This window comes from Corynebacterium sp. BF-R-2, assembly GCF_024586525.1.
Taxonomy (GTDB): domain Bacteria; phylum Actinomycetota; class Actinomycetes; order Mycobacteriales; family Mycobacteriaceae; genus Corynebacterium; species Corynebacterium singulare.
This window is the reverse complement of record NZ_JAMFTP010000001.1, coordinates 43234-64708: the sequence shown is the minus strand read 5'-3', so window position 1 is coordinate 64708 and position 21475 is coordinate 43234. Positions and strand designations below refer to the sequence as shown.

At 61.6% G+C, this 21475-nt stretch carries 23 protein-coding genes and 1 riboswitch; of the genes, 15 read left to right on the top strand and 8 right to left on the bottom strand.

Annotated features, from left to right (window positions below; genetic code table 11):
• The first annotated feature begins 108 nt into the window (after positions 1-108).
• On the top strand, positions 109-2274 hold the full coding sequence (locus M5J09_RS00315) for a YhgE/Pip domain-containing protein (RefSeq protein WP_257156604.1): 2166 nt from the start codon (positions 109-111) through the stop codon (positions 2272-2274).
• Here the strand turns inward: M5J09_RS00315 and M5J09_RS00310 are convergent.
• The 6 genes from M5J09_RS00310 to thiC form a co-directional block, all read right to left on the bottom strand.
• Positions 2271-3335 (bottom strand): ThiF family adenylyltransferase, encoded by a 1065-nt coding sequence (locus tag M5J09_RS00310; RefSeq protein WP_257156603.1) that lies wholly within the window; start codon positions 3333-3335, stop codon positions 2271-2273. The genes M5J09_RS00315 and M5J09_RS00310 overlap by 4 nt on opposite strands.
• 32 nt (positions 3336-3367) lie before the next feature.
• Complete coding sequence (locus M5J09_RS00305) at positions 3368-4147, bottom strand: thiazole synthase (protein ID WP_257156602.1); 780 nt, start codon at positions 4145-4147, stop codon at positions 3368-3370.
• On the bottom strand, positions 4148-4345 hold the full coding sequence (gene thiS, locus M5J09_RS00300) for a sulfur carrier protein ThiS (protein ID WP_070535823.1): 198 nt from the start codon (positions 4343-4345) through the stop codon (positions 4148-4150).
• Positions 4342-5487, bottom strand: a complete 1146-nt coding sequence (thiO, locus tag M5J09_RS00295) for a glycine oxidase ThiO (protein WP_257156601.1) — start codon at positions 5485-5487, stop codon at positions 4342-4344. Before thiO ends, thiS begins: the two co-directional genes overlap by 4 nt.
• The gene (locus M5J09_RS00290; protein WP_257156600.1) at positions 5484-6146 is read right to left on the bottom strand and encodes a thiamine phosphate synthase; all 663 of its coding nucleotides are present in this window, start codon (positions 6144-6146) and stop codon (positions 5484-5486) included. Before M5J09_RS00290 ends, thiO begins: the two co-directional genes overlap by 4 nt.
• Positions 6130-7932, bottom strand: coding sequence for a phosphomethylpyrimidine synthase ThiC (gene thiC, locus M5J09_RS00285; RefSeq protein WP_257156599.1), 1803 nt, complete (start codon positions 7930-7932; stop codon positions 6130-6132). The genes M5J09_RS00290 and thiC overlap by 17 nt, the downstream gene beginning before the upstream one ends.
• Positions 7928-8042, bottom strand: a riboswitch (TPP riboswitch). (Overlaps the previous gene by 5 nt.)
• Positions 8043-8216: 174 nt before the next feature.
• Between thiC and rplS the strand changes: the two genes are divergently transcribed.
• From rplS to M5J09_RS00240, 9 genes are all read left to right on the top strand, one after another.
• Complete coding sequence (gene rplS, locus M5J09_RS00280; RefSeq protein WP_042531383.1) at positions 8217-8561, top strand: 50S ribosomal protein L19; 345 nt, start codon at positions 8217-8219, stop codon at positions 8559-8561.
• Between the two features lie 303 nt (positions 8562-8864).
• On the top strand, positions 8865-9560 hold the full coding sequence (gene lepB / locus M5J09_RS00275; protein WP_042533312.1) for a signal peptidase I: 696 nt from the start codon (positions 8865-8867) through the stop codon (positions 9558-9560).
• A complete protein-coding gene (gene lepB / locus M5J09_RS00270) occupies positions 9538-10266 on the top strand; it encodes a signal peptidase I (RefSeq protein WP_042531381.1) in 729 nt (242 codons plus the stop codon). The genes lepB (M5J09_RS00275) and lepB (M5J09_RS00270) overlap by 23 nt, the downstream gene beginning before the upstream one ends.
• Positions 10263-10904: a ribonuclease HII gene (locus tag M5J09_RS00265; RefSeq protein WP_257156598.1), complete on the top strand. Its 642-nt coding sequence runs from the start codon at positions 10263-10265 to the stop codon at positions 10902-10904. Before lepB (M5J09_RS00270) ends, M5J09_RS00265 begins: the two co-directional genes overlap by 4 nt.
• Before the next feature lie 91 nt (positions 10905-10995).
• A complete protein-coding gene (locus M5J09_RS00260) occupies positions 10996-11301 on the top strand; it encodes a DUF2469 domain-containing protein (RefSeq protein WP_005528899.1) in 306 nt (101 codons plus the stop codon).
• 249 nt (positions 11302-11550) lie between these two features.
• A complete protein-coding gene (locus M5J09_RS00255) occupies positions 11551-11973 on the top strand; it encodes a YraN family protein (RefSeq protein ID WP_042531376.1) in 423 nt (140 codons plus the stop codon).
• On the top strand, positions 11960-13483 hold the full coding sequence (locus M5J09_RS00250) for a YifB family Mg chelatase-like AAA ATPase (RefSeq protein ID WP_070535808.1): 1524 nt from the start codon (positions 11960-11962) through the stop codon (positions 13481-13483). Before M5J09_RS00255 ends, M5J09_RS00250 begins: the two co-directional genes overlap by 14 nt.
• Positions 13480-14658 carry a DNA-processing protein DprA gene (dprA, locus tag M5J09_RS00245; protein ID WP_257156597.1) on the top strand — a complete coding sequence of 393 codons (1179 nt, stop codon included), beginning with the start codon at positions 13480-13482 and terminating at the stop codon, positions 14656-14658. Before M5J09_RS00250 ends, dprA begins: the two co-directional genes overlap by 4 nt.
• Positions 14659-14673: 15 nt before the next feature.
• Positions 14674-15585, top strand: a complete 912-nt coding sequence (locus M5J09_RS00240) for a tyrosine recombinase XerC (protein ID WP_042531370.1) — start codon at positions 14674-14676, stop codon at positions 15583-15585.
• Here the strand turns inward: M5J09_RS00240 and M5J09_RS00235 are convergent.
• Positions 15548-16066, bottom strand: coding sequence for a M23 family metallopeptidase (locus M5J09_RS00235; RefSeq protein ID WP_257156596.1), 519 nt, complete (start codon positions 16064-16066; stop codon positions 15548-15550). The genes M5J09_RS00240 and M5J09_RS00235 overlap by 38 nt on opposite strands.
• A 431-nt stretch (positions 16067-16497) precedes the next feature.
• On the opposite strand from M5J09_RS00235, the gene rpsB reads away from it, so the two are divergent.
• The 5 genes from rpsB (at position 16498) to M5J09_RS00210 (ending at position 20969) form a co-directional block, all read left to right on the top strand.
• Positions 16498-17325: a 30S ribosomal protein S2 gene (rpsB, locus tag M5J09_RS00230; protein WP_042531367.1), complete on the top strand. Its 828-nt coding sequence runs from the start codon at positions 16498-16500 to the stop codon at positions 17323-17325.
• Positions 17326-17572: 247 nt separating this feature from the next.
• On the top strand, positions 17573-18385 hold the full coding sequence (gene tsf / locus M5J09_RS00225; protein ID WP_042531365.1) for a translation elongation factor Ts: 813 nt from the start codon (positions 17573-17575) through the stop codon (positions 18383-18385).
• Positions 18386-18617: 232 nt separating this feature from the next.
• Positions 18618-19355 carry a UMP kinase gene (gene pyrH / locus M5J09_RS00220; protein WP_257156689.1) on the top strand — a complete coding sequence of 246 codons (738 nt, stop codon included), beginning with the start codon at positions 18618-18620 and terminating at the stop codon, positions 19353-19355.
• A gap of 71 nt (positions 19356-19426) precedes the next feature.
• A complete protein-coding gene (frr, locus tag M5J09_RS00215; protein WP_042531361.1) occupies positions 19427-19984 on the top strand; it encodes a ribosome recycling factor in 558 nt (185 codons plus the stop codon).
• Between the two features lie 130 nt (positions 19985-20114).
• Positions 20115-20969: a phosphatidate cytidylyltransferase gene (locus tag M5J09_RS00210; protein ID WP_201773999.1), complete on the top strand. Its 855-nt coding sequence runs from the start codon at positions 20115-20117 to the stop codon at positions 20967-20969.
• A 14-nt stretch (positions 20970-20983) separates the two neighbouring features.
• On the opposite strand, the gene M5J09_RS00205 is transcribed toward M5J09_RS00210, so the two are convergent.
• Positions 20984-21457 (bottom strand): lipopolysaccharide assembly LapA domain-containing protein, encoded by a 474-nt coding sequence (locus M5J09_RS00205; protein ID WP_042531359.1) that lies wholly within the window; start codon positions 21455-21457, stop codon positions 20984-20986.
• Positions 21458-21475 lie beyond the last annotated feature (18 nt).

Here is a 21475-nt window from a genome sequence, read left to right as displayed (position 1 = left end):
TTGTGGAAACAAATGAAACAGTGGCCTCGCTCACGCTTGGCCTTCCGGTAAAACTCCCTGGAAGGACGGCTACAAGCGGACCTAAACAATCACTTTGAGGAGGCAGGCATGGACCGTGAGATGGATTCGCGTCACGTGCACGGGGCGAATGGTGCTTCGCCAGTGAAGGGGGGCGAGGGGGCTGAGGGGAGCGAAGCGATGGGGTGGCACCGCGTTCTGGATTGGCGTCCCACGAGCACCTTATCGCGGGTACTCATCGTCTTCCTTCTCGTGGCGCCCATCATCGTCGCCGGCACCATGATGTGGGCAATGTGGGATCCCTCCAAATACATGCGCAATATTGACTTGGCGGTGGTGAATGAAGATGTGGGCGTTGATAAGCAAGGAGAGTTCACCAACTACGGCGATCAGGTCGTAGACGGCCTCATGGAAACGGAGTACCTCAACTTTGCAGAGGTCACTAAGGAAGACGGCGACCAGGGCCTCTTGAAGGGGAAGTACCTCATGGTGGTGACCATCCCCAAGAACTTCTCCGAGCAGGCGGTCACCATCATCAGCGATAAGCCCGTGAAACCGGAGATTCATTTCGCCACCAACGATTACTACGGCACGAATGGTTCGGTAATTTCTTCGAGCCTCATCCCGCAAGTGCAGACCAGTGTGGAAAACGCGATTTCTAAAAAATATGCAGATCAGGTCATTGAGGGGCTGAATAAACTTAGTGATGGGCTGGGGACAGCCGCTGAAGGAGCAGGACGTCTTGATGAAGGAGCAGGCAAACTGCAGGACGGAGGCGGGCGGGCTGTCGAAGGTATCGCGAAGCTCGATGCCGGTGCAGGGGATCTCAACGATGGAACCGGCCAGCTGGTGAACGGTACGACCCGCTTGAATGACGGCGTCGGGCGCCTTGGCGCCGGTGCCGCACAACTGGATGACGGTGCCGCTCAGCTTGCGGACGGTTCGGACAAGCTGCTTGCAGGAACCGGGCGCCTTGCTGATGGCGCGGGACAAATCGATGGGGGCGTCAACCAGCTCACCGGTATGCTCATCCCGCTGCTCAAGCAGGCCCAGATGGTGGTCCCGAGCTTGGTACAGCTTGTTGATGTCTTGCGTAGTCTCGGCATGGCTGAGCAAGCCGATCAGCTTTACTCGCTGGTGTCGAAATTGGATCCGGCGGCAAGCGGAAACATGGTGGCGCAACTCGAGAAGCTGGCAGAAGGCACCGGGCAGTTGTACTACAACCTGTCCGACCCGAACTCGGAATACCTCGGTGGTATGACCGCACTGAATGACGGTGCCCATCGGCTGGCTGGCGGAACAAAGGAACTACGTAGCGGTGTAGGTGAGCTGAGCAACGGTGCCGCCCAGCTGCAGGATGGTGCTTCCCGCCTTCATGAGGGCACGGGCACGCTTAAGGACGGTACGAGCCAGCTCGCTGCTGGCGGAACCGAACTGAAGGATGGCATGGATCAGCTCAAAGCGGGGTCCAGCGAATTGGCCACCAAACTTGCTGACGGTGCCGCCAAGGCCCCATCCATTACCCAGCCGGACACGTCCGCTCGCAACATGGCCGTGCCCATCAACTTCACCTCCTCAAATGTGCACCCGGTACAGACCGTGATCAACCCGGTCGATCCGACGCAGAAGACCATCACAGGTGGTGCCTCCATGCTCTTCGTTCTGGTCTTCGGCTTCCTTGTCATGCTGCTCCTCGCGATGACGTTGCCGTACTACCTAGGCCGTCGCGGCCAGGTCGCTACCAGCCCGGTGCGCGGTATCCTTGCGGCCTTCGGCGTGGTGACGGGACTGAATTTCCTCGTGCTGGCCTTTATGGCCTTCATGTCCTCCACCATGGGGTGGGCTCCCGCAAGCTGGCCGATGATAATGCTGGTCATCGCAGCGATTGCTGCCGTGGGTGCTGCAACGTATCAGTTCTTCCTCGTGACCTTTGGTCGTAAGATTGGCGCCATTTTTGCGGTGGGCGCATTTGCACTAGGAGTCATGGTCTTCGGCGGAGTCTGGCCGGTGGCTGCGATTCCGCGCCCGCTGAGTGTGCTGCATCCGTTCCATCCGATGTCTTATGCGAAAAATGCGTTCACCCGCGCCACCGACGGCATCCACGACGGCACGTTCTGGGCCGGTATCGTAGTTCTGTTCATCGTGACCGCCCTGGCGCTGGTTGCATCGTGTGCGGTGTTCCGTGCCCGCCACCACGGCACTGCCCGCGTTCTGGATGAGCACCTTTTCCGCCCGAACGTTGTAGCAGGGGCCTAAAACATTGCGGGGTAGGCGGTGAGACCGCCGGGCAGGTTGCGCAGCTCAATGCCCATGTCAGCGGCTAGATCTGCGTAGCGCAGGGCGAATCCAGCGCTGCGTCCGCCTGAGGGACAGGCCACATAAACCAGTGCGGAGTCGCAGGACAACAGGGCGCCGCGGACGGAGTCATCGTCGGAGACGGTGTGCCAGGGCAGCGACACCGCGGGGGCTGGTGCGGTGGGGGTGTCGGAGATGTCGAGGAGGCAGGCGTGGCCGCTGCGAAGCTCAGGCGGTAGCGAAGGTTGGCCCGGAAGCGCGGTGACGAGTGCGCGGTCAGGGTCGGCACCCACCTGTAGTGTGCGAAAGCTGCCGGGAAGAGCCTCGTAGGACGTTACGCGTCCCACGAGCTCCGAGTGGTGCGGCAGCTGCGCGAGTGCGGCAATGGTGGCTGTGGCCATGATCCCAGCTATCACTGATGTCGTCGCTCCCAGTACGCCGGCGGTGGAGCATTCGAGCGCTTCGCCGTGGGGAGGCTCGGGGAAGAGATCACGCAGGCCCACGCCGCGGCCGTCGATGCAGTCTGTACCGGAGTGCCATAGCCCGGCCTGCCCACCATAGCGAAGCACGGTTCCCCAGGCTAGTGGGGTCGAGGTGAGTTCACAGGCATCGGCGACGAGGTACTTCGTGTCGAAGGTATCAGAGCCGTCGAGAACGAGGTCGGCGTCGTCGCACAGGTCGAGGACGTTTGAGGCATCGAGGCGCTTCTTCAGCGAGGTGATAGTGAGCTCGGGGTTGAGCTCACGGGCGCGGGCGGCAGCCACATCCGCCTTGGGCTTACCGACGTCCCCCGTACCAAACAGCACCTGCCTGTGCAGGTTGCTCACATCGACGGTGTCGGAATCGATGAGCGTGATGTGCCCGATTCCAGCCGCAGCCAGCTGTTGGAGGGCCGGGCAGCCGAGCCCTCCAGCGCCGACAATAAGGACGTGGGCGGCGTGCAGTCTCTCTTGGGCTTCGTCGCCGAAGCCGGGCAGGATACGCTGGCGGGCGGTGCGGGCGCGTTCGGTATCGCTGAGCACTGAGACCTCCGTGTCGTCGTGGTGTGGTGCGACTACAAAACCTGGTCAGCCCAGTTCGCTAGACCGTCGAAGGTGGACGATGCTTGGGCATGTTCGCGCTGGGGGATGCGTCCAGCGCTGCGGGCGAGCCTGCCGGCCTCCACTGCGTGGCGCATCGCGGTGGCCATGGCTTCGGGGTCTTGGCAGCGGTTGACCGCGCTGGCAAGAAGAACACCGGAGCACCCCAGCTCCATGGCGAGGGTGGCGTCGGAGGCGGTTCCTATGCCGGCGTCGACAAGCACGGGCACCGACGCACGCGAGCAGATGAGCTCGAGGTTGTGTGGGTTGAGAATGCCCAGGCCGGTGCCGATTGGGGCGCCGAGCGGCATGACGGCCGCAGCACCGGCATCCTCGAGGCGCTGCGCGGCTACGGGATCGTCGCTGGTGTAGGCCAACACAGTGAAACCGTCGGACGCGAGGAGTTCTGTGGCGTCGAGGGTTTCGAGGACGTCGGGTAGCAGCGTGTGTTCGTCGGCGATGACCTCGACCTTGACCCACGAGGTGCCCAGGGCTTCGCGGGCCATGCGGGCGGTGAGCACGGCCTCGCGTGCGGTGCGACAGCCGGCGGTGTTGGGCAGCGGGGCGATGTTCAGTCGGCGCAATAAGTCGAAGACGCTCTCGCCGCTACTAGTGCCGGTGTGGCGCCGCATGGCTACAGTGGTGAGCTCCGTGCCGGAGGCAACCAGTGCGCGTTCCAAGGCATCGTGGCTGGTGGCACCGCCAGTGCCCATGATGAGGTGGGAGGAAAAAGTGGTATCAGCAATAGTGAGCATTTAGCCTCCTTGGACAGCAGTGAGGATTTCAACGACAGCGCCTTCCATGAGCTCAGTGGCTTCCCATCGCGAGCGCGGCACGACCTGCTCGGCGAGTGCGACGGCAGTGCCGTCGGCGGCGATGCCTTTCTCATCCAGCAGCTCGGCGACGGTGGACGCTGAGGTGTCATAGGGTTGGCCGTTGAGGGTGAGGATCATGGTGTCTCCTTGAAGTGTCGCAAGGGCGAACAGGCGGTGAGATCGATGCTGGACTCGGCGTGCTCGATGAGCTCTCGTGTGCAGCGCGCTGCGAGGGCTGTGAGCAGGATGCCGTGGCGGAAATAACCGGTAGATACGATGAGCTTAGCGCCCACGCGTCCCAGGTAGGGCAGGTCATCCGGGGTGCCTGGGCGGGCACCTGCACTGGCCTCAAGGAATTCGCATTCCTCGACGGCAGGGAGAATACGTAGGGCATCGCGCAGCAAGGCATAAACTCCGCCGGCCTGGGCAGAAGTGAGCGAATCCTCCCGGGTCGTGGCACCGATGGCCAGAGTGCCATCGAAGCGAGGAATGAGGTAGACGGGACGGTCCTCCACGAAACCACGAACCACGCGGGTCAAAAGCGGCTGTAGGTGATCCGGCACCCGCAAGCGCAGGATGTCGCCGTACACTGGGCGCAACTGGAGGGGCATGCGGGCAAGTCCCGCGGACTCAGCCCAGTCGATGTCGCGCTCCCCGAGGCCAGCGGCGAGCACGACGTCGTCGGCCTGGAAATCACCTACCGGGGTGGTGACGGTACCCGTGGAGGCATCGATAGCCTGGGCCGGCGTGCGAAACAGACGCACGCCCAGCGCTTGTGCGGCGCTGCCGAGGGCCTCCGCCCACTGGCGAGGAAAAACCTGTGTGTCGCCCGGAATACTCACTGCGCCGGCTAGACGCGGAGAGAGAAGCGGCTCGGAGCGGCGGGCCTCGCGCACGGTGACGCGCTCGACCTCCATGCCGTGGAGGGATTGATAATCGGCCAGGTCAGTGAGGTGCTGCGCGTCTGCGCGGTCAGCCGCGACGACAAGCGTGCCCTCCGCGCGGTAGCCCGTGGGCACATCCGTGTGAGCGGAAACGAGGTCAATGAGCTCTGGGTACCACGCGCTCGAGGCGCGCATGAGAGGAAAAAGCGGATCTTGTTGGTAGACCATCTCGGCAGCGGGCGCGAGCATGCCGCCGGCATGGTGTGTGGCGCCCGAAGCCGGTGCTGGGTCGAGCACGGTGACCTCGTGGCCGCGGGCGGCTAGCTCCACGGCGGTGGCCAGGCCCACCACCCCCGCACCAACAACGATGACTTGAGAGTGCGTCGTGGTGCTCATCGCGAACCTTCATCGAAGCCGGCGAGCAGTGTGCGGCAGTAGGCTTCCGGGTCGGTGGCGTGCATGATGCCGCGCACTACGGCCAGGCCAGCAACACCCGTGGCCGCGAGGTCGGCGGCATCATCAGCGGTGACATCCCCAATGGCCACGAGCGGGACACGGGACAGTTCGGCTAGTTCGGGATAGGCCTCAAGGCCCAGCGGCGCGCGGCCGGAATCTTTCGTCGGGGTAGCCCTAAAGGGGCCGCAGCCGATGTAATCAATGAGGTCAGCGACCTCATTGGCACCCTCGACGAGCTCGCGGGTGCCTGTCGTGAGTCCGATGATGGCTTCCGGTCCCAGCACGGCTCGAGCCTGCGCCACGGGGAGATCATCCTGGCCAATATGGACACCATGAACCGGCTCGCCGTCGTGGCGAAGGGCGAGGGCGACGTCCACGCGGTCGTCGATAAGCACCTGCGTCTGAGGGTTGGCCGATGCCACCGCGCGGGCGACCTCCTTACCCAACAGGTAGAGATCGCGCGCTGTAATCGGCTTTGAACGCACCTGCACCACCCCGGCTCCGCCCCGGGCTGCTGCCGCAGCGATGCGCACGACTTCCGCTGGGGAGTCCGCGGCGCCCGTGACGAAATAGCAGCGCAGATCAGGCATTGGCGCCATCTTCTTCGTGGTAGAGCTGCGAGCCCTGGGCCTTGAACTCCGCCGACTTGCGCTCTTCGCCCGCGCGGGCGGCAGCAACCACGTCTGGGTCGACGGAAGCCTGGCCTGGGAAGCTGGGCATGCCGAGGGAATCGGAGAAGGTGTCGCGGATGTCCTGGCTGATGCGCATGGAACAGAACTTCGGCCCGCACATGGAACAGAAGTGGGCGGTCTTCGCTGGCTCCGCAGGCAGGGTCTCGTCGTGGTAAGCCTGTGCGGTATCCGGGTCGAGGGAGAGAGCGAACTGGTCGTGCCAGCGGAACTCAAAGCGGGCTTTGCTCATCGCGTCGTCCCAGGCGCGCGCCCCGGGGTGGCCTTTCGCCACGTCGGCAGCATGGGCGGCCAACTTGTAGGTAATGACACCGGTCTTGACGTCATCACGGTTGGGCAGGCCCAGGTGCTCCTTCGGGGTGACGTAGCACAGCATTGCCGTACCACCCATGGCGATGTTCGCCGCACCAATCGCCGAGGTGATGTGGTCGTATCCCGGCGCGATGTCGGTGACCAGAGGGCCCAGCGTGTAGAAGGGGGCATCAGAAGCCCAATCCTGCTCCAGCTCGTTGTTTTCCTGAACCATGTTGAGCGGGACGTGACCGGGGCCCTCCACCATGACCTGGACGTCGTACTCCCAGGCGCGCCGGGTGAGCTCACCGATGGTCTTGAGCTCCGCGAACTGGGCGGTGTCATTGGCATCGGCGAGGGAGCCCGGACGCAGGCCGTCGCCGAGTGAGAAGGCGACGTCGTAGCGTGCGAAAATCTCACAGAGCTCGTCGAAGTTCTCGTAAAGGAAGGATTCCTTGTGGTGCGCAAGGCACCAGCCCGCCATGATGGAGCCGCCGCGAGAAACAATGCCCGTCACGCGCTCGGTGGTGAGCGGCACGTAGGGCAGCAGAACGCCGGCATGGATGGTCATGTAGTCCACTCCCTGCTCGCACTGCTCAATGACGGTATCGCGGAAGATCTCCCAGGTCAGGTCTTCTGCCACGCCGTTCACCTTCTCCAATGCCTGGTAGATGGGCACGGTGCCAATCGGGACGGGGGAGTTGCGCAGAATCCACTCGCGGGTGGTGTGGATGTCATCACCGGTGGACAGATCCATGACGGTATCTGCACCCCAGCGCGTGGCCCAGCGTAGCTTAGAGACTTCTTCGGCGATGGAGGACGTCACCGCGGAGTTTCCGATATTGGCGTTGATCTTTGTGAGGAACTTGCGGCCAATAATCATCGGCTCAGATTCCGGGTGGTTGACGTTGTTGGGCAGGATGGCACGCCCGCGCGCGATTTCGGAGCGGACGAACTCTGGGTCGCAGTGCTCGCGGAGTGCTACGAACTCCATTTCCTTGGTGATAATGCCCTGGCGCGCGTAGTGCATCTGGGTGACGCGCTTGCCCTCCTTCGAACGCAGCGGCTGTCGGCGCTCACCTTTCCATTCCTGAGAGGCGGCACCGCGGCGCTCGGCGGAGCGGCCATCGTCGGCGAGGTTGCGGGCGCGGCCCTCGTACTCTTCGACGTCCCCACGCTCCGCGATCCACTCCGCGCGCAGCGCCGGAAGTCCTACCTCGGGCTCGCACTCCGGGCCGCGGGTGCGGTAGACGCGGAAGGGCTCGTTGGGCCCGGTGGGGGAATCATCCAGCTGGATTTCGGTCTCTGGGACCTCAAGGCCGTTCTCCCGAATGGGGGCGTAGGTGTGCTTGGGGTGGATCTCGCTGGAGTGAGAGTTCTGGGTTGGGTGATGGGTAGCCGTCATGGCTGCTCCTCTCTTCCTTCGCTGGTGCTAACCAGACAGGTTCGAACGGTGCAGGCGCGGTGTCAGCGCCACTCTCAGCCCACTTCCTGTGGGCACCCGTGGGGTATCAGTGCGTTACCCACCTTAGAATGCAAACAACATCCGTGTCAGGCGTTTGAAGCAATTTGTCCGGTGGGGATGGGATATGGAAAGATATCCCTGTTCTGTGTAACAGGCACGAACCGGTCAGCCGCCGTGAGGTGGCGCTAGGGTCCTCTGTCTTAAACTGAAAAGGAAAACATTCAATGGCAAACCTCATTGACAAGATCGACGCAGCCCAGCTGCGTGACGATATCCCGTCCTTCCGCCCGGGCGACACCCTCGACGTCAACGTCAAGGTTATCGAGGGTAACACCGAGCGTACCCAGCTCTTCAAGGGCGTCTGCATCCGCCGCCAGGGTGCCGGCATCCGCGAGACCTTCACCGTGCGTAAGGTTTCCTTCGGCATCGGCGTGGAGCGTACCTTCCCGGTTCACTCCCCGAACATCGCCTCCATCGAGGTTGTTCGCCGCGGTCGCGTTCGCCGCGCCAAGCTGTACTACCTGCGCGACCTGCGCGGTAAGAAGGCCCGCATCAAGGAGCGCCGCTAATCCTCGTGCGCTTCGGCCCTTCGTCTCTCACCATCGTTCGGTGGGGAGGCGGAGGGCCTGTGCTGTTTTAGGCCCGCGCCGCGCCGCCTTACCGAGATGTCGCGGGGCATTGCTAGGATTTAGCCCGTGAATAAAGACAAGGACATGACCGAAGATGTCGCTGAAGATGTCACTAAGGGTGCCGCGCGGGACAGTGCTGACGCGGACTGGGCTGACGCTGCTCGAAGTGAAGGCGCTGCGGTAGGGGGGACGTCGCCAAGCACTGCGGAGCCGGCTTCGGCGTCACGCGAAGACAAGAAGCAGATGCCGTGGTTCCTTGAGACCATCATCGTGGTGGTGTGCGTGCTCGCAGTGGTAGGCGTCTTCCAGAACTTCGTGGGCCGGCAGTACGTCATCCCGTCGGGATCGATGGAGCCCACCCTGCATGGCTGCACTGGCTGCAACAATGACCGCATCTTCACTGAGAAGGTTTCCTACTACGGCGACAAGGAACCAGAACCCGGTGACGTCGTTGTGTTCAAGGGGACCAAGGATTGGGATACCAACTGGCAGTCCCCGCGCTCTGATAACCCTGTCATTCACCGCATACAGGACGCCCTGAGCTATGTGTCCCTCACTCCGCCGGATGAGAACACGTTGGTCAAGCGCGTGGTGGCTACCGGTGGCCAGACCGTCTCCTGTCAGGAAGGGGATCCTGCCGTCATGGTGGACGGTGAACCGATTGAGCAAGACTATGTCCAAGACCCGCCAACCTACCGAGTGGATGAAACCACCGGTTCCTATGCCTGCGGCGGTGCCTACTTTGGGCCCGTGACCGTGCCGGAGGGCAATATCTGGGTCATGGGTGACAACCGCACCGCCTCGGCGGATTCGCGCTACCACATGCAGGACGAGTACCAGGGCACCATTCCCGTGGAGAATGTACGCGGCAAGGTGATGTTTGTTTTCTTCCCCTTCAACCGCATCGGTGGGGTCGATGACCCGGACATCCAGTCCTAAGCGCTGCGCGGAGACCGCGCGGCTGCGCACCCGGGATGTGGTGTGGGCACTCGCGGTCACCTTCGCCGTGCTGGCGCTGATTCAGGCCTGTGTGGGGCGGATGTACCTCATTCCCTCCTCCTCGATGGAGCCGACGCTACACGGCTGCCCCGGTTGCACGAATGACCGCATAGTGGTGCAGAAGGTCAGCTATTACTTTTCCGATCCTCGCCCAGGGGACGTCGTGGTCTTTTCGGGGCCGGACTCGTGGAATACCTCTTTCAACGTTGACCGCTCCCAGAATGTCATGCTGCGCGGTCTGCAAAACCTCGGTGCCGTGGTGGGGCTCGTGCCCAATGGTGACAACATCTTGGTCAAGCGCGTCATTGCCACGGGTGGACAAACCGTCTCCTGTGAGGAGGGTGACCCCTCCGTAATGGTGGACGGCCACGCCACGAATCAGGAGGTGGTGCTTGACCCGCCGGAAATTCCCATTGATGACCGGGTTGGCTCACAGGCCTGTGGCGGCGCCTATTTTGGTCCGGTCACGGTGCCGGAGGGGCACCTGTGGGTCATGGGGGATAACCGCACGAACTCCCTGGATTCGCGCGCACATCTGGGCGATAAGCTGCAGGGGACGGTACCCGTAGGCAATGTGCGTGGCAAAGTAGCGGCCGTAGTACTGCCGGTGAGCCGGGCGCAGCTCATCGACCACCCAGGGTTATGAGACGTCTCAAACAGAAGCGCACCTATGAGGTAGCCCTGTCAAAGGCCGGTTTAGGCCCAGTGGCAGGCGTGGATGAGGCCGGGCGCGGGGCTTGTTGTGGACCGGTGACAATTGCTGCCTGTATCCTTCCGGACCGTATTATTCAGGGCTTAGAGCGCCTTGATGATTCCAAGAAGTTGAGCCCCGCGGCCCGAGCACAGTTGGAGCCCGTCATCAAGCGTCGCGCGCTGGCGTGGTCCGTTGTGCACATTGACGCCGGGTCCATAGACACTTTCGGCATTCAGCACGCCAACGTCTCCGGCATGCGCCGCGCGGTGGCGCAGCTCGAGGTGCAACCACGCTATGTGCTTACCGACGCCCTCCGCGTCCCCGGCATCCCTGCCCCACAGCTGCCGATCATTGGTGGAGATGCGGCCGCGCGGTGCATTGCGGCGGCCAGCATCTTGGCCAAGGTGTCTCGGGACCGACTTATGGATAGCTTGGCGGAGCGCTACCCGGGCTACGGGCTGGGAAACCATAAAGGCTATGGCACCGCTGCACACCACGATGCCATTGCGCGCTTGGGGGCGACGCCGGAGCATCGGATGAGTTACCGCAATGTGGCAGGCGCTCATGCTCAATTCCTCGCGCGCGCCTGAGCCGTTCGGAGCGCTGCGGGAAGTAAGCTGAGGCACGTTCTGTCAGAAAGAGTGACAACGACCGGACATGTGAGCGAAGGAGAAGCACGCCGTGAGCGCTGAGGAACTCGATAACTACGAGGCTGAAGTCGAGCTGTCGCTGTACCGCGAATATCGCGATGTGGTCAGCCAATTCTCCTACGTGGTGGAGACTGAACGCAGGTTTTACCTGGCCAACGCGGTCGAGCTTATTCCGCATACCTCGGGGCCAGATGTTTACTACGAGGTCCGTATGTCGGATGCGTGGGTATGGGACATGTACCGCTCCGCGCGTTTCGTGCGCTATGTCCGCGTCATCACGTACAAGGACGTCAACATCGAAGAGTTGGACAAGCCCGACTTCGTGCTGCCGGAATAAGCAGGTAGCCAGCAGCAGCTGAGTCCTCGCTCGGCTGCGGTGAGTGTGGATAACCGTCGGGGAGAGGGGGCTCAATCGGTGACCCCGGACTAGTTATCCACAGAACTATGGCTTCTTGGGGCCAGGTCCTCGCCAGGAGGGGCGTTACTGGGGTGTTCTGGACAGTGTCGTGAGATTAACGGCATAAGGAATGTGCTTGTGTCGTGCTTGCGGCGTGCAACGAACACGATCACTCCAAGGAGCACCTCCATGACCAGATCTACAGCGACCACGCCCCGCGTTGGGGACCTCCATGCGCCTATAGGGCAGACTATGCGTCCGAAGGACGCTTTAGGGCGCGCTGGTGAGAAATTCGCGGCCGACTTCTACCGGGCACGCGGAAGCCAGGTGATAGCCGCCAATGTCCACTATCGCGTGGGCGAGATTGACCTCGTGGTCCGAGAACCAGATGGAACCATCGTTTTCGTCGAGGTCAAGACCCGCGCCTCGCGCGAGTACGGCGTGGCGGAATCAGTGACGAAACGGAAGCTACAGCGCCTACGCAAGGCGGCCGCGCAGTGGCTGGATGGTAAGCCGATCTCCGAAATCCGCTTTGATGTCCTCGGCCTAGTGAAATCCGGCACCGACTTCGATGTCGAGTATTTCCAGGGGGTGGAGCATGGCTCTCGGTAGATGCGACACCATTGCGCTCGATGGCGTCCTGGCCAAAGTCGTGGTTGTGGAAGCCAACGTCGGCCCCGGGCTGCCTGGGGTTCATGTGGTGGGCTTAGGCGACGCTGCAATTTCTGAGTCCCGTGACCGCATCCGCACCGCGGTGAGTAATTCACGCCTGCCCTGGCCGAAAACCAAGGTGGTTGTGTCTATGTCTCCGGCTTCCTTACCGAAGGCAGGCGCACACTTCGATTTGCCCATGGCGTTGGCCATCCTGGCTGCGGGGCAAGCCGAGAATTGCCGGCTCAACGGCACTATTGTCCTAGGAGAACTAGGACTTGATGGACGTGTCCGGCCGGTCTCTGGAATTATCCCCGCACTGCTGGCCGCCCGTTCACAGGGCTATGACACGCTCATTATCCCGCCGGGCAATGCTGCCGAGGCAGCGCTTGTGCCAGGCATGCGGGTACTGGTGGCAGAGACCCTGTGGGATGCTTTTGCCTGGGCATGCGGCAATGATTGCTTGCCAGCGGCAGAGCACGTTGCGCGCGACGTGGTGCCTGTGCGCGAAGAATTAGCTGACTTCAGTGAGATTGCTGGGCAAAAGGAGGCAAAGTGGGCAGCGGAGGTTGCTGCAGCCGGCGGCCACCACGTCATGATGGTGGGCCCACCTGGCTCCGGCAAGTCCATGATCGCCTCCCGCTTGCCGAGCATCCTTCCGCGCCTGACCACGGATCAAGCGGTCGAAGCCACGGCTATTCATTCAGTAGCGGGTTCAGTGGGAACAGTCATTTCACGTGCCCCCTTTATTGCTCCGCATGCCTCAGTGACCAGGGCGGCGCTGATCGGCGGGGGTTCAGGTAGGCCACGGCCCGGCGCGGTGAGCCTGGCGCATCACGGCGTTCTCTTTCTCGATGAGGTCAGTGAGGTTCCCGCCCAGGTTCTCGATGGGTTGCGGGCACCTCTGGAGGAAGGCCAGGTACGGCTCGCGCGGGCGCGCCGGGAAGTAACCTTCCCTGCACGGTTCCAGCTTGTACTCGCGGCGAATCCGTGTCGGTGCGGTACAGAGGACCCGGCACGCTGCGAATGTAGATCAGTCGACAGAATGAACTATCTCTCTAATCTGTCGGGACCGCTGCGGGATCGTCTCGACATCGTGGTGTCACTGTCAGGACAATCAGCCGTGCTCAATGCCGAAGGGGAGGAGACCTCAGCGGTGATTGCTGAGCGCGTGGCGATGGCCCGCGAGCGTATGGCCCAACGGTGGGCATCCGATGGGCTCGACGTACTCATCAATGGAGCGGTACCGGCATCCTATTTGCGCCGCCACCGGCCTGCGGCGGAGTCCGCTATGGTCATGCTCGCGGCCTACCTGGCCGAAGGAGAGCTGAGCCAACGCGGAGTCGACCGCGTTCTGCGCCTGGCCTGGACGTTGGCGGATCTGGAAGGTTCACAGCGCCCGGACCTCGACCATGTCAGTAGAGCGCTCGATTTGCGTGGCTCCGGCACTATTGAAAGGTTGGCGGCATGAGCGAGCTCAATCTGTCGACGCCCCAGCACACGTGGGCCTACCTTAACCGCGTGGTGGAAGGCCCGTCCCCCGTACTTCATGGATTGCTTACCCACTATCCAGCGGAGGAAATCGCGCATGGAATCTACAAGGGAGAGGATTGGATAGGTCCGCTGCGTCAGACCACGGCGTCGCGCCGTGACTGGCTCCGCCAAGAGGAGGACCTAGCTGCTGCCGAGGCGGTAGGGGCTAGACTCATTACTCCGGAGGATACCGAGTGGCCAGGCGAGGAATTCTCCAGTGCTTTCGGTTTCTATCAACAAGGCGTGGTGGATGCTCCTGCGACCTTTGACGATCAAGCGGTGCCACCCCACAGCCTGTGGGTACGCGGCAGCAATCTGCGTGAGACATTGGCACAGTCGGTGGCGTTGGTTGGCACTCGGGCGATAAGCCGCTATGGATGGGAAGCTAGCCGTCTCCTCGCTGGCGGATTAGCCTCACACCAGTGGACGGTGGTTTCCGGCGGGGCAGTAGGCGTGGATACCGCGGTACACGAGGCCGCTGTGGAAGCTGGCGGGCAGACCGTGGCCGTGGCTGCCTGCGGCATTGATATTTCCTACCCGGCGCGCAATGCCTCACTTTTCAAGCAGATCGCCGGTTCTGGTTGCGTGGTGTCGGAGTTCGCGCCGGGAACGCGGCCGCAGCGATTCCGATTCCTCTCTCGCAATCGCCTCGTGGCGGCGATGACTGCTGGAACCGTCGTGGTGGAAGCTGGTTTTCGCTCAGGGGCACTGAACACGTTGAACTGGGCCGAAGCTTTGGGGCGAGTGGCCATGGCGGTACCAGGGCCGATAACGACGTCTGGGTCGCTAGGGTGCCACCAGCGCATCCAAGAAGGGCGCGCCCAGTTGGTCGCCTCGGCTGATGAAGTGCGCGGCTTGGTGGGGCAAGCCGGAGCCGTGGACGCAGCAGGGCAGTATGAGCTGGAGTTTCAACCCACGGCAGTGCAGCGCCTCTCGCGCAACGAACTCAAGGTCTATGACTCGACCCCGCCGGAAACTGCGGATTCGGGCGCTAGCGCTGAGGACATCGCGGCTGCAGCGGGGATGCGGGTTGCCTTAACGGTGCACCTGCTCGTGGCGATGCAAAAGATGGGGGTGATAGCGCGCTCGGGGGCGCTGTGGCAACGCGTATGAGTAGACTTGTGAGCCATGAGTGGCGCAAGTGAAAGAAGTGGGCGGCGCGTAGGTGGGCAGCTAGGTGAGGCAATTGAGGATTTCGCCGAGCACCAGCGCATCGTACGCGGCCGTTCCGAGGCCACCGTGCGCGGATACTGCTCCGATCTGCGGCTTTTGGCTTGCAGCGTGCCTGATTTTCAGTCTTTCACGTTGAGCTCCCTGCGTGCGTGGCTAGCCCAAGGCGTTGAAGAGGGTAAATCGCGCTCCACGCTGGCACGGCGCACTGCTTCCGTGCGTGCGTTCTCGGCGTGGGCGGCGCGCGAAGGTCACCTTGACGCTGATGTTGCCCAACGTCTTGTTACACCAAAAGTAGGCAAGCATCTGCCCACGGTCATGTCTCCCACTGCAGCTGGCGAGCTGATGGGCAATGCGGTCTCTTCGGACGAGGTTCACTATTTGCGTGACAGTGCCATGCTCGAATTTCTCTATGCCACTGGCGTGCGTGTAGCCGAGATCGTGGGCCTTGACGTGGACGATGTTGACCTCTCACGCCGTACCGCACGCGTGACAGGTAAAGGAAACAAGCAACGCGTTGTGCCTTTTGGCGAGGCGGCTGCCGACGCGCTCACCGCGTGGCTTTCTGCCGGCCGTGCCCAGTTAGCGGGGCAGACAGAAGCAATGTTCGTAGGAACTCGTGGCGGCCGCATTGATGCCCGTCAAGTTCGGCGTGTTGTTGAGCGTGCCGCCCAGGTTAGTGGTGCCTCGGGGCTTACTCCGCACGGCCTGAGACACTCCGCGGCAACGCATTTATTAGAAGGCGGCGCGGATCTTCGTATGGTCCAGGAATTATTGGGCCACTCATCGCTCCAAACAACGCAGGTCTATACGCACGTCTCGGCACAGCGTCTCAAGGACGTGTACGCGCAATCCCACCCACGGGCTTGAGTCGAATGATGGGTTCTCCCAGCAGACTCAGTGGATCAATGTAGTCCTCGCGGCCTTCAATAGCTCCCCAATGTAGCCCAGGATAGCCGTCGACGGAAGGGGCGAGTGTCCCGATAACCTGTCCTTCGCTCACGTGCTCGCCCTTTGCCACCCGGGCGTGGACGGGCTGGTAAGTCGTGCGGATACCGTTAGCGTGCGCGATAGACACCACTGGTGTGCCGGCAACGGAACCAGCGAAGTGCACGACGCCATCGCCCGCGGTTCGTACCTTGCCGCCTACGGGTAAGGCCAGATCCACTCCACGGTGACCGGCCAGCCAACGCTTTTCTGGTGGTTCGAAGCCACGGACAACTTGCGTGGCGGTGGGTGTCCCGGTAGTGGGATCGACGAAGGCGGCGGAGAGGGGAACGGCGATAAGCGCCGCCCAGAGAACGACAACAAGCGCGACGGTGACGGTGAGAGGATGAAGGCGGTGAACCATGCTCTCAGCATGACTGTGGGGTGACATTGATGGAAGAAGGCAGCGATGCCCTGTGGATAACATGTCAATGATGGTGCTTATGGTGAAGCAGTGAAGAATTGTGTGAAACCTTCAACAAAGAGCATGTGAAAATAGGCCTGTCGTTTTGGACTCCTCATGGTTGCGGTATTAAGCTGGCCGTCAGCAGTCTGTGTTCACTGTGCTTGTGCTTCCCTTCGGGCACGATGTCCTCGGAGCATAAAGGTAGGAACATCGGATTGACTACGCGCGGCGAAGTAGTCGCTTCCTGGGTTAAGGGAGAGACAGTCCGTGGTTGACGTGGTCCCCATGTAAATGGGGTGTTGGCCTGGGCCTTCGTTGCTAGGGTGCGGAATAAAACACCGCACAATTTTTTGTAAAACCGAAACAACCTAAAAGAAAGCGAGCGAATCATGGCAGTTGTAACCATGCGCGAGCTCCTCGACGCTGGTGTCCACTTCGGCCACCAGACCCGTCGCTGGAACCCGAAGATGAAGCGCTACATCTTCACCGACCGTAACGGCATCTACATCATCGACCTGCAGCAGACGCTGACCTACATCGATGAGGCCTTCGAGTTCGTCAAGGAGACCGTTGCGCACGGCGGCACCATCCTTTTCGTGGGCACCAAGAAGCAGGCTCAGGAAGCGGTTGCTGAAGAGGCAACCCGCGTTGGCATGCCGTACGTGAACCACCGCTGGCTGGGCGGTATGCTCACCAACTTCCAGACTGTCTCCAAGCGCCTCAAGCGCATGAAGGAGCTGCAGGCCATGGATGCCGCTGAGGACGGCTACAAGGGCCGCACCAAGAAGGAAGTTCTCATGCTGAACCGCGAGCGCATCAAGCTTGAGCGCGTTCTGGGCGGCATCGCCGAAATGAGCAAGGCTCCGTCCGCACTGTGGATCGTTGACACCAACAAGGAGCACATCGCGGTCAAGGAAGCTCACAAGCTCAACATTCCGGTTGTGGCCATCCTGGACACCAACTGCGATCCGGATGAGGTGAACTTCCCGATCCCGGGCAACGATGACGCTATCCGCGCCACCAAGCTGCTCTCCGGCATCATTGCTACCGCAGTGGAAGAGGGCAAGAAGGCCCGCGAGGAGCGCCAGCTTGCACAGGCTAAGGAAGCCGCTGGCGATTCCGCTGAGAAGGACGCTCGCGACGCCGCTGAGGCTGCCGCAGCTTCCGACCCGGCCTCCGCCGACAAGGCTGAGGACGCCGAGAAGTCCGCAGAGTAATCTGCGTCCCCTAAGCCCCCGCACCGCGTGGTATTTATCACCCGCGGCGATGGGGGCTTTTCTCACGCGCCCGACCAAGGCGTGTGACACGCCACCACATGCACACTGTGCCGCGTGGTGTTCCACGCGTTACCCTCGCGGGGGAGTTGAAGAATCACTAACACCCCCTCAACGCGACGTGGTGGTAGCGATTCAGCTACGCTGTTTCATCGAATACCGTTTAATTCCAAGGAGGAACGCTCCAACTATGGCGAACTACACTGCTGCAGACGTTAAGGCATTGCGCGAGGCTACCGGCGCCGGCATGCTCGATTGCAAGAAGGCCCTCGACGAGTCTCAGGGTGACTACGACAAGGCTGTCGAGTACCTGCGCATCAAGGGTGCAAAGAACGTATCCAAGCGCGCTGAGCGCGAGGCTACCGAAGGCCTCGTTGCCGTATCCGGCAACACCATGGTCGAAATCAACTGTGAGACCGACTTTGTAGCTAAGAATGATGCCTTCAAGGCTTTCGCTACCAAGATCGCCGAAGCAGCTGGCGAGGCCAAGGTCAACTCCGGCGAGGAGCTGAACAACCTTGAACTCGACGGCAAGAAGGTCTCCGAGGTCGTTGACGAGGAGTCCGCAAAGACCGGTGAGAAGCTGCAGGCACGCCGCGCTGTCACCATCGAGGGCGACAACGTTGCTGTCTACCTGCACCAGCGCTCCGCTGACCTGCCGCCGGCAGTGGGTGTTCTCGTGTCCTACGAGGGCAACGAAGAGGGCGCACACGCTGCGGCCCTGCAGATTGCTGCGATGAACGCTGAGTACCTCACCCGCGAGGATGTCCCGGCTGAAATCGTGGAGAAGGAGCGCGAAATCGCTGAGGCTACCACCCGCGAGGAGGGCAAGCCGGAGGCTGCCCTGCCGAAGATCGTGGAAGGCCGTCTCAACGGCTTCTACAAGTCCGTCGTTCTGCTTGAGCAGGCTTCCCTGTCTGACTCCAAGAAGACCGTCAAGCAGGTTGCTGAGGAAGCCGGCACCACCATCAAGAGCTTCGTTCGCTACGAGGTAGGCGCCTAAGCCCTCTCTAAGCATCACGTGCTTTTAGCGCGCGTCCCCCTTACTCCCTCCCGCGTCTGCTGGGATGAGAGAGAGGGGGACGTTGTCGTTTGGGGGCGTCGCCAAGCACTGCGTGGGGACAGGCGCGGGTGAATATTTATGACGACGGCACCTATGGTTAAGATGGAACAGAATAATTCAAGTGCTTACCTCGGATGCTCAATTTGGAGCACCGCCACGCGTGAAGGAGACGATGAAGGCCGTGACCACCCCTGAATCGAAGCGAACCGGATACAAGCGAGTCATGCTCAAGCTGGGCGGTGAGATGTTCGGCGGAGGCAAGGTCGGCATTGACCCCGACGTTGTGGAAAACGTCGCCCGCCAGATCGCTGAGGTGGCCAGTCAAGGCACCGAGATTGCCGTTGTCATCGGCGGAGGCAACTTCTTCCGAGGCGCCGAACTCTCCCAGCGCGGTATGGACCGTGCCCGCTCTGACTACATGGGCATGCTCGGCACCGTCATGAACTCCCTAGCACTCCAAGATTTCCTCTCCCAGCAGGGCATTGACTGCCGCGTTCAGACCTCCATTAACATGGCGCAGATTGCGGAGCCCTACCTGCCGCTGCGAGCTGACCGCCACCTGGAAAAGGGCCGAGTCGTCATCTTCGGCGCCGGCATGGGTATGCCGTATTTCTCTACCGATACCACCGCTGCACAGCGCGCTCTGGAAATTGGCGCAGAGGTTCTGTTCTTGGCTAAGGCCGTTGACGGTGTGTATTCGGCAGATCCGCGCACTAACCCGGATGCGGAGCTCTATTCCGAAATTACCCCGCGTGAGGTCATCGAGAAGGGCTTGAAGGTGGCTGATGCCACCGCATTCAGCCTCTGCATGGACAACGACATGCCGATGCTGGTGTTCAACCTCCTCACCGAAGGCAACATCAAGCGCGCTGTCAATGGTGAGAAGATCGGCACGCTGGTCCAGTCTTAGTACAAACCAGCCGCGACCTGCTAGATTCTTTCCCAGAACTTTTAACTATTTCAAGGGAGTTGTAAACCCTCATGATCGACGAGATCCAGCTCGAAGCAGAAGAGCACATGACCGCCTCGGTGGAGCACGCCCGCGAGCAGCTTCTCACCATCCGCACCGGCCGTGCGAACCCCTCCATGTTTAACGGCCTGGTGGCTGACTACTACGGCGCTCCGACCCCGATTACGCAGATGGCCACCATCTCTGTTCCGGAGCCGCGCATGCTGCTCATCAAGCCCTACGAGCAGTCCATGATTCACGAGATCGAGAACGCTATCCGTAACTCGGATCTTGGTGTTAACCCGACTAATGACGGCCAGGTACTGCGCGTCACCGTGCCGCAGCTGACTGAGGAGCGCCGCCGCGACATGGTCAAGATGGCCAAGAGCAAGGGCGAGGATGGCAAGATTGCTATTCGCAACATCCGCCGCAAGGCCATGGAGCAACTCAAGAAGCTTCAGAAAGATGGCGATGCAGGCGAGGATGAAGTCATCGCCGCCGAGAAGGAGATGGAGAAGATCACCTCCGGCTACATCGACCAGGTGGACAAGCTCGTCGCCAACAAGGAAGAGGAGCTCATGGAGGTTTAACCTCCTTTAATGAACTCCGATTTGCCGCCGCGCCAAGGCACCGACCAGCACGGCGGCCTTTTCTGTGTAGGAACCCACCACGTGACAAGGAGCTAGCGTGACCACTGAGCACTCGCGGCATACCCGCCGAATGCCCAAGCCAAAAAATAGCGCGGGCCGTGATCTGCCCGCCGCCATTGGCGTCGGAGTGGGACTGGGCGCACTCGTTGTTTTCGCGGTCTGGGCCGGGCCCTTTGTGTGGTATCTCGTTGTCGCTGCGGCCCTTGGTGTGGCCATGTGGGAGGTTCTCACCCGTCTTCGGGAGCATTCCTACCAGGTACCACGCACGCTGCTTATCGTCCTGGGCCAGGCGATGGTGTGGGTGTCGTGGTTTCTCAACGCCCCGGGGCTCGTAGCGGTCTACGTGGTGGCTGTTTTGGCGCTCATGTTTGGCCGTCTTTTCCACAATGGGCGGCACCGCCCACCGATTAACTATCTTCGCGATATGTCCGTCGGTATCTTCGTGCTGACCTGGATTCCCCTCTTCGGAACCTTCGCGGCAATGCTGTCTCGGGTGGAGACGCCCTTTGCCTCAGGAGCGGCGTCAATCGTGGTGTTCATGCTCTGCGTCGTAGCCTCCGATACCGGCGGCTTCATCGCTGGCGTTATGTTTGGCTCACACCCTATGGCCCCCGCGGTAAGTCCTAAGAAATCCTGGGAAGGCTTCGCCGGCTCCGTCATTTTTGGCACCGTAACCGGCGCGCTGTGCTTTGCCTTCCTGCTCCACCACACCCCCTGGGTGGGCGCCCTCATGGGCCTTGGCCTCGTGTTCTGCGCCACCTTGGGCGATCTGGTGGAGTCACAGTTCAAGCGCGAACTGGGAATCAAGGATATGTCGGCTCTTCTGCCAGGACACGGCGGCATCATGGACCGCCTTGACGGCATGCTGCCGTCCGCAATGGTGACGTGGGTGGCCATGAGCTTCCTGACCACCCTCACTCCGTAGCGTCTGTTTGTTGTTTAGCGCTTGGCCTGCTTGCGCACCTGACGGCGCAGCTCGAACATGCGCCAGCCACCGACGAGCGCCATGATGAGCGCACCCGCAATCGCGCAGATCAGATACGTGACGCCGGCCGGGAACTCAACGGACCAGTTGAGGAAGTTTAGCGGTACCTCATGCTGGTTCTGAAGAATGAAGATGATCAGCACGATGAGGAGCAGGAAGCCCACGATGAGGGCAATCCAGGTGCTGGCGGCGAAGGAGCCCTTTACCTTGCCATCGGACCCGTCTGTGGTGGTTGCCGGGGACGTCTCAGTGGTGGATGCCGGGGTGGTTGCGGGCGCATCGTACTCAACGGCGCTCGGGGTTGGTTCCGCTGAGCCAGTGGTGTCGTAGCTAGGGGTTTGTGCGTCATTGTCCGTGAGTGATTCATTCTCAGGGAACGTACCGGACGTGGGGCGGAAGTCTTCAGAGCGATTCTCGGGATTTGTCATACATCTATTAAATAGGTC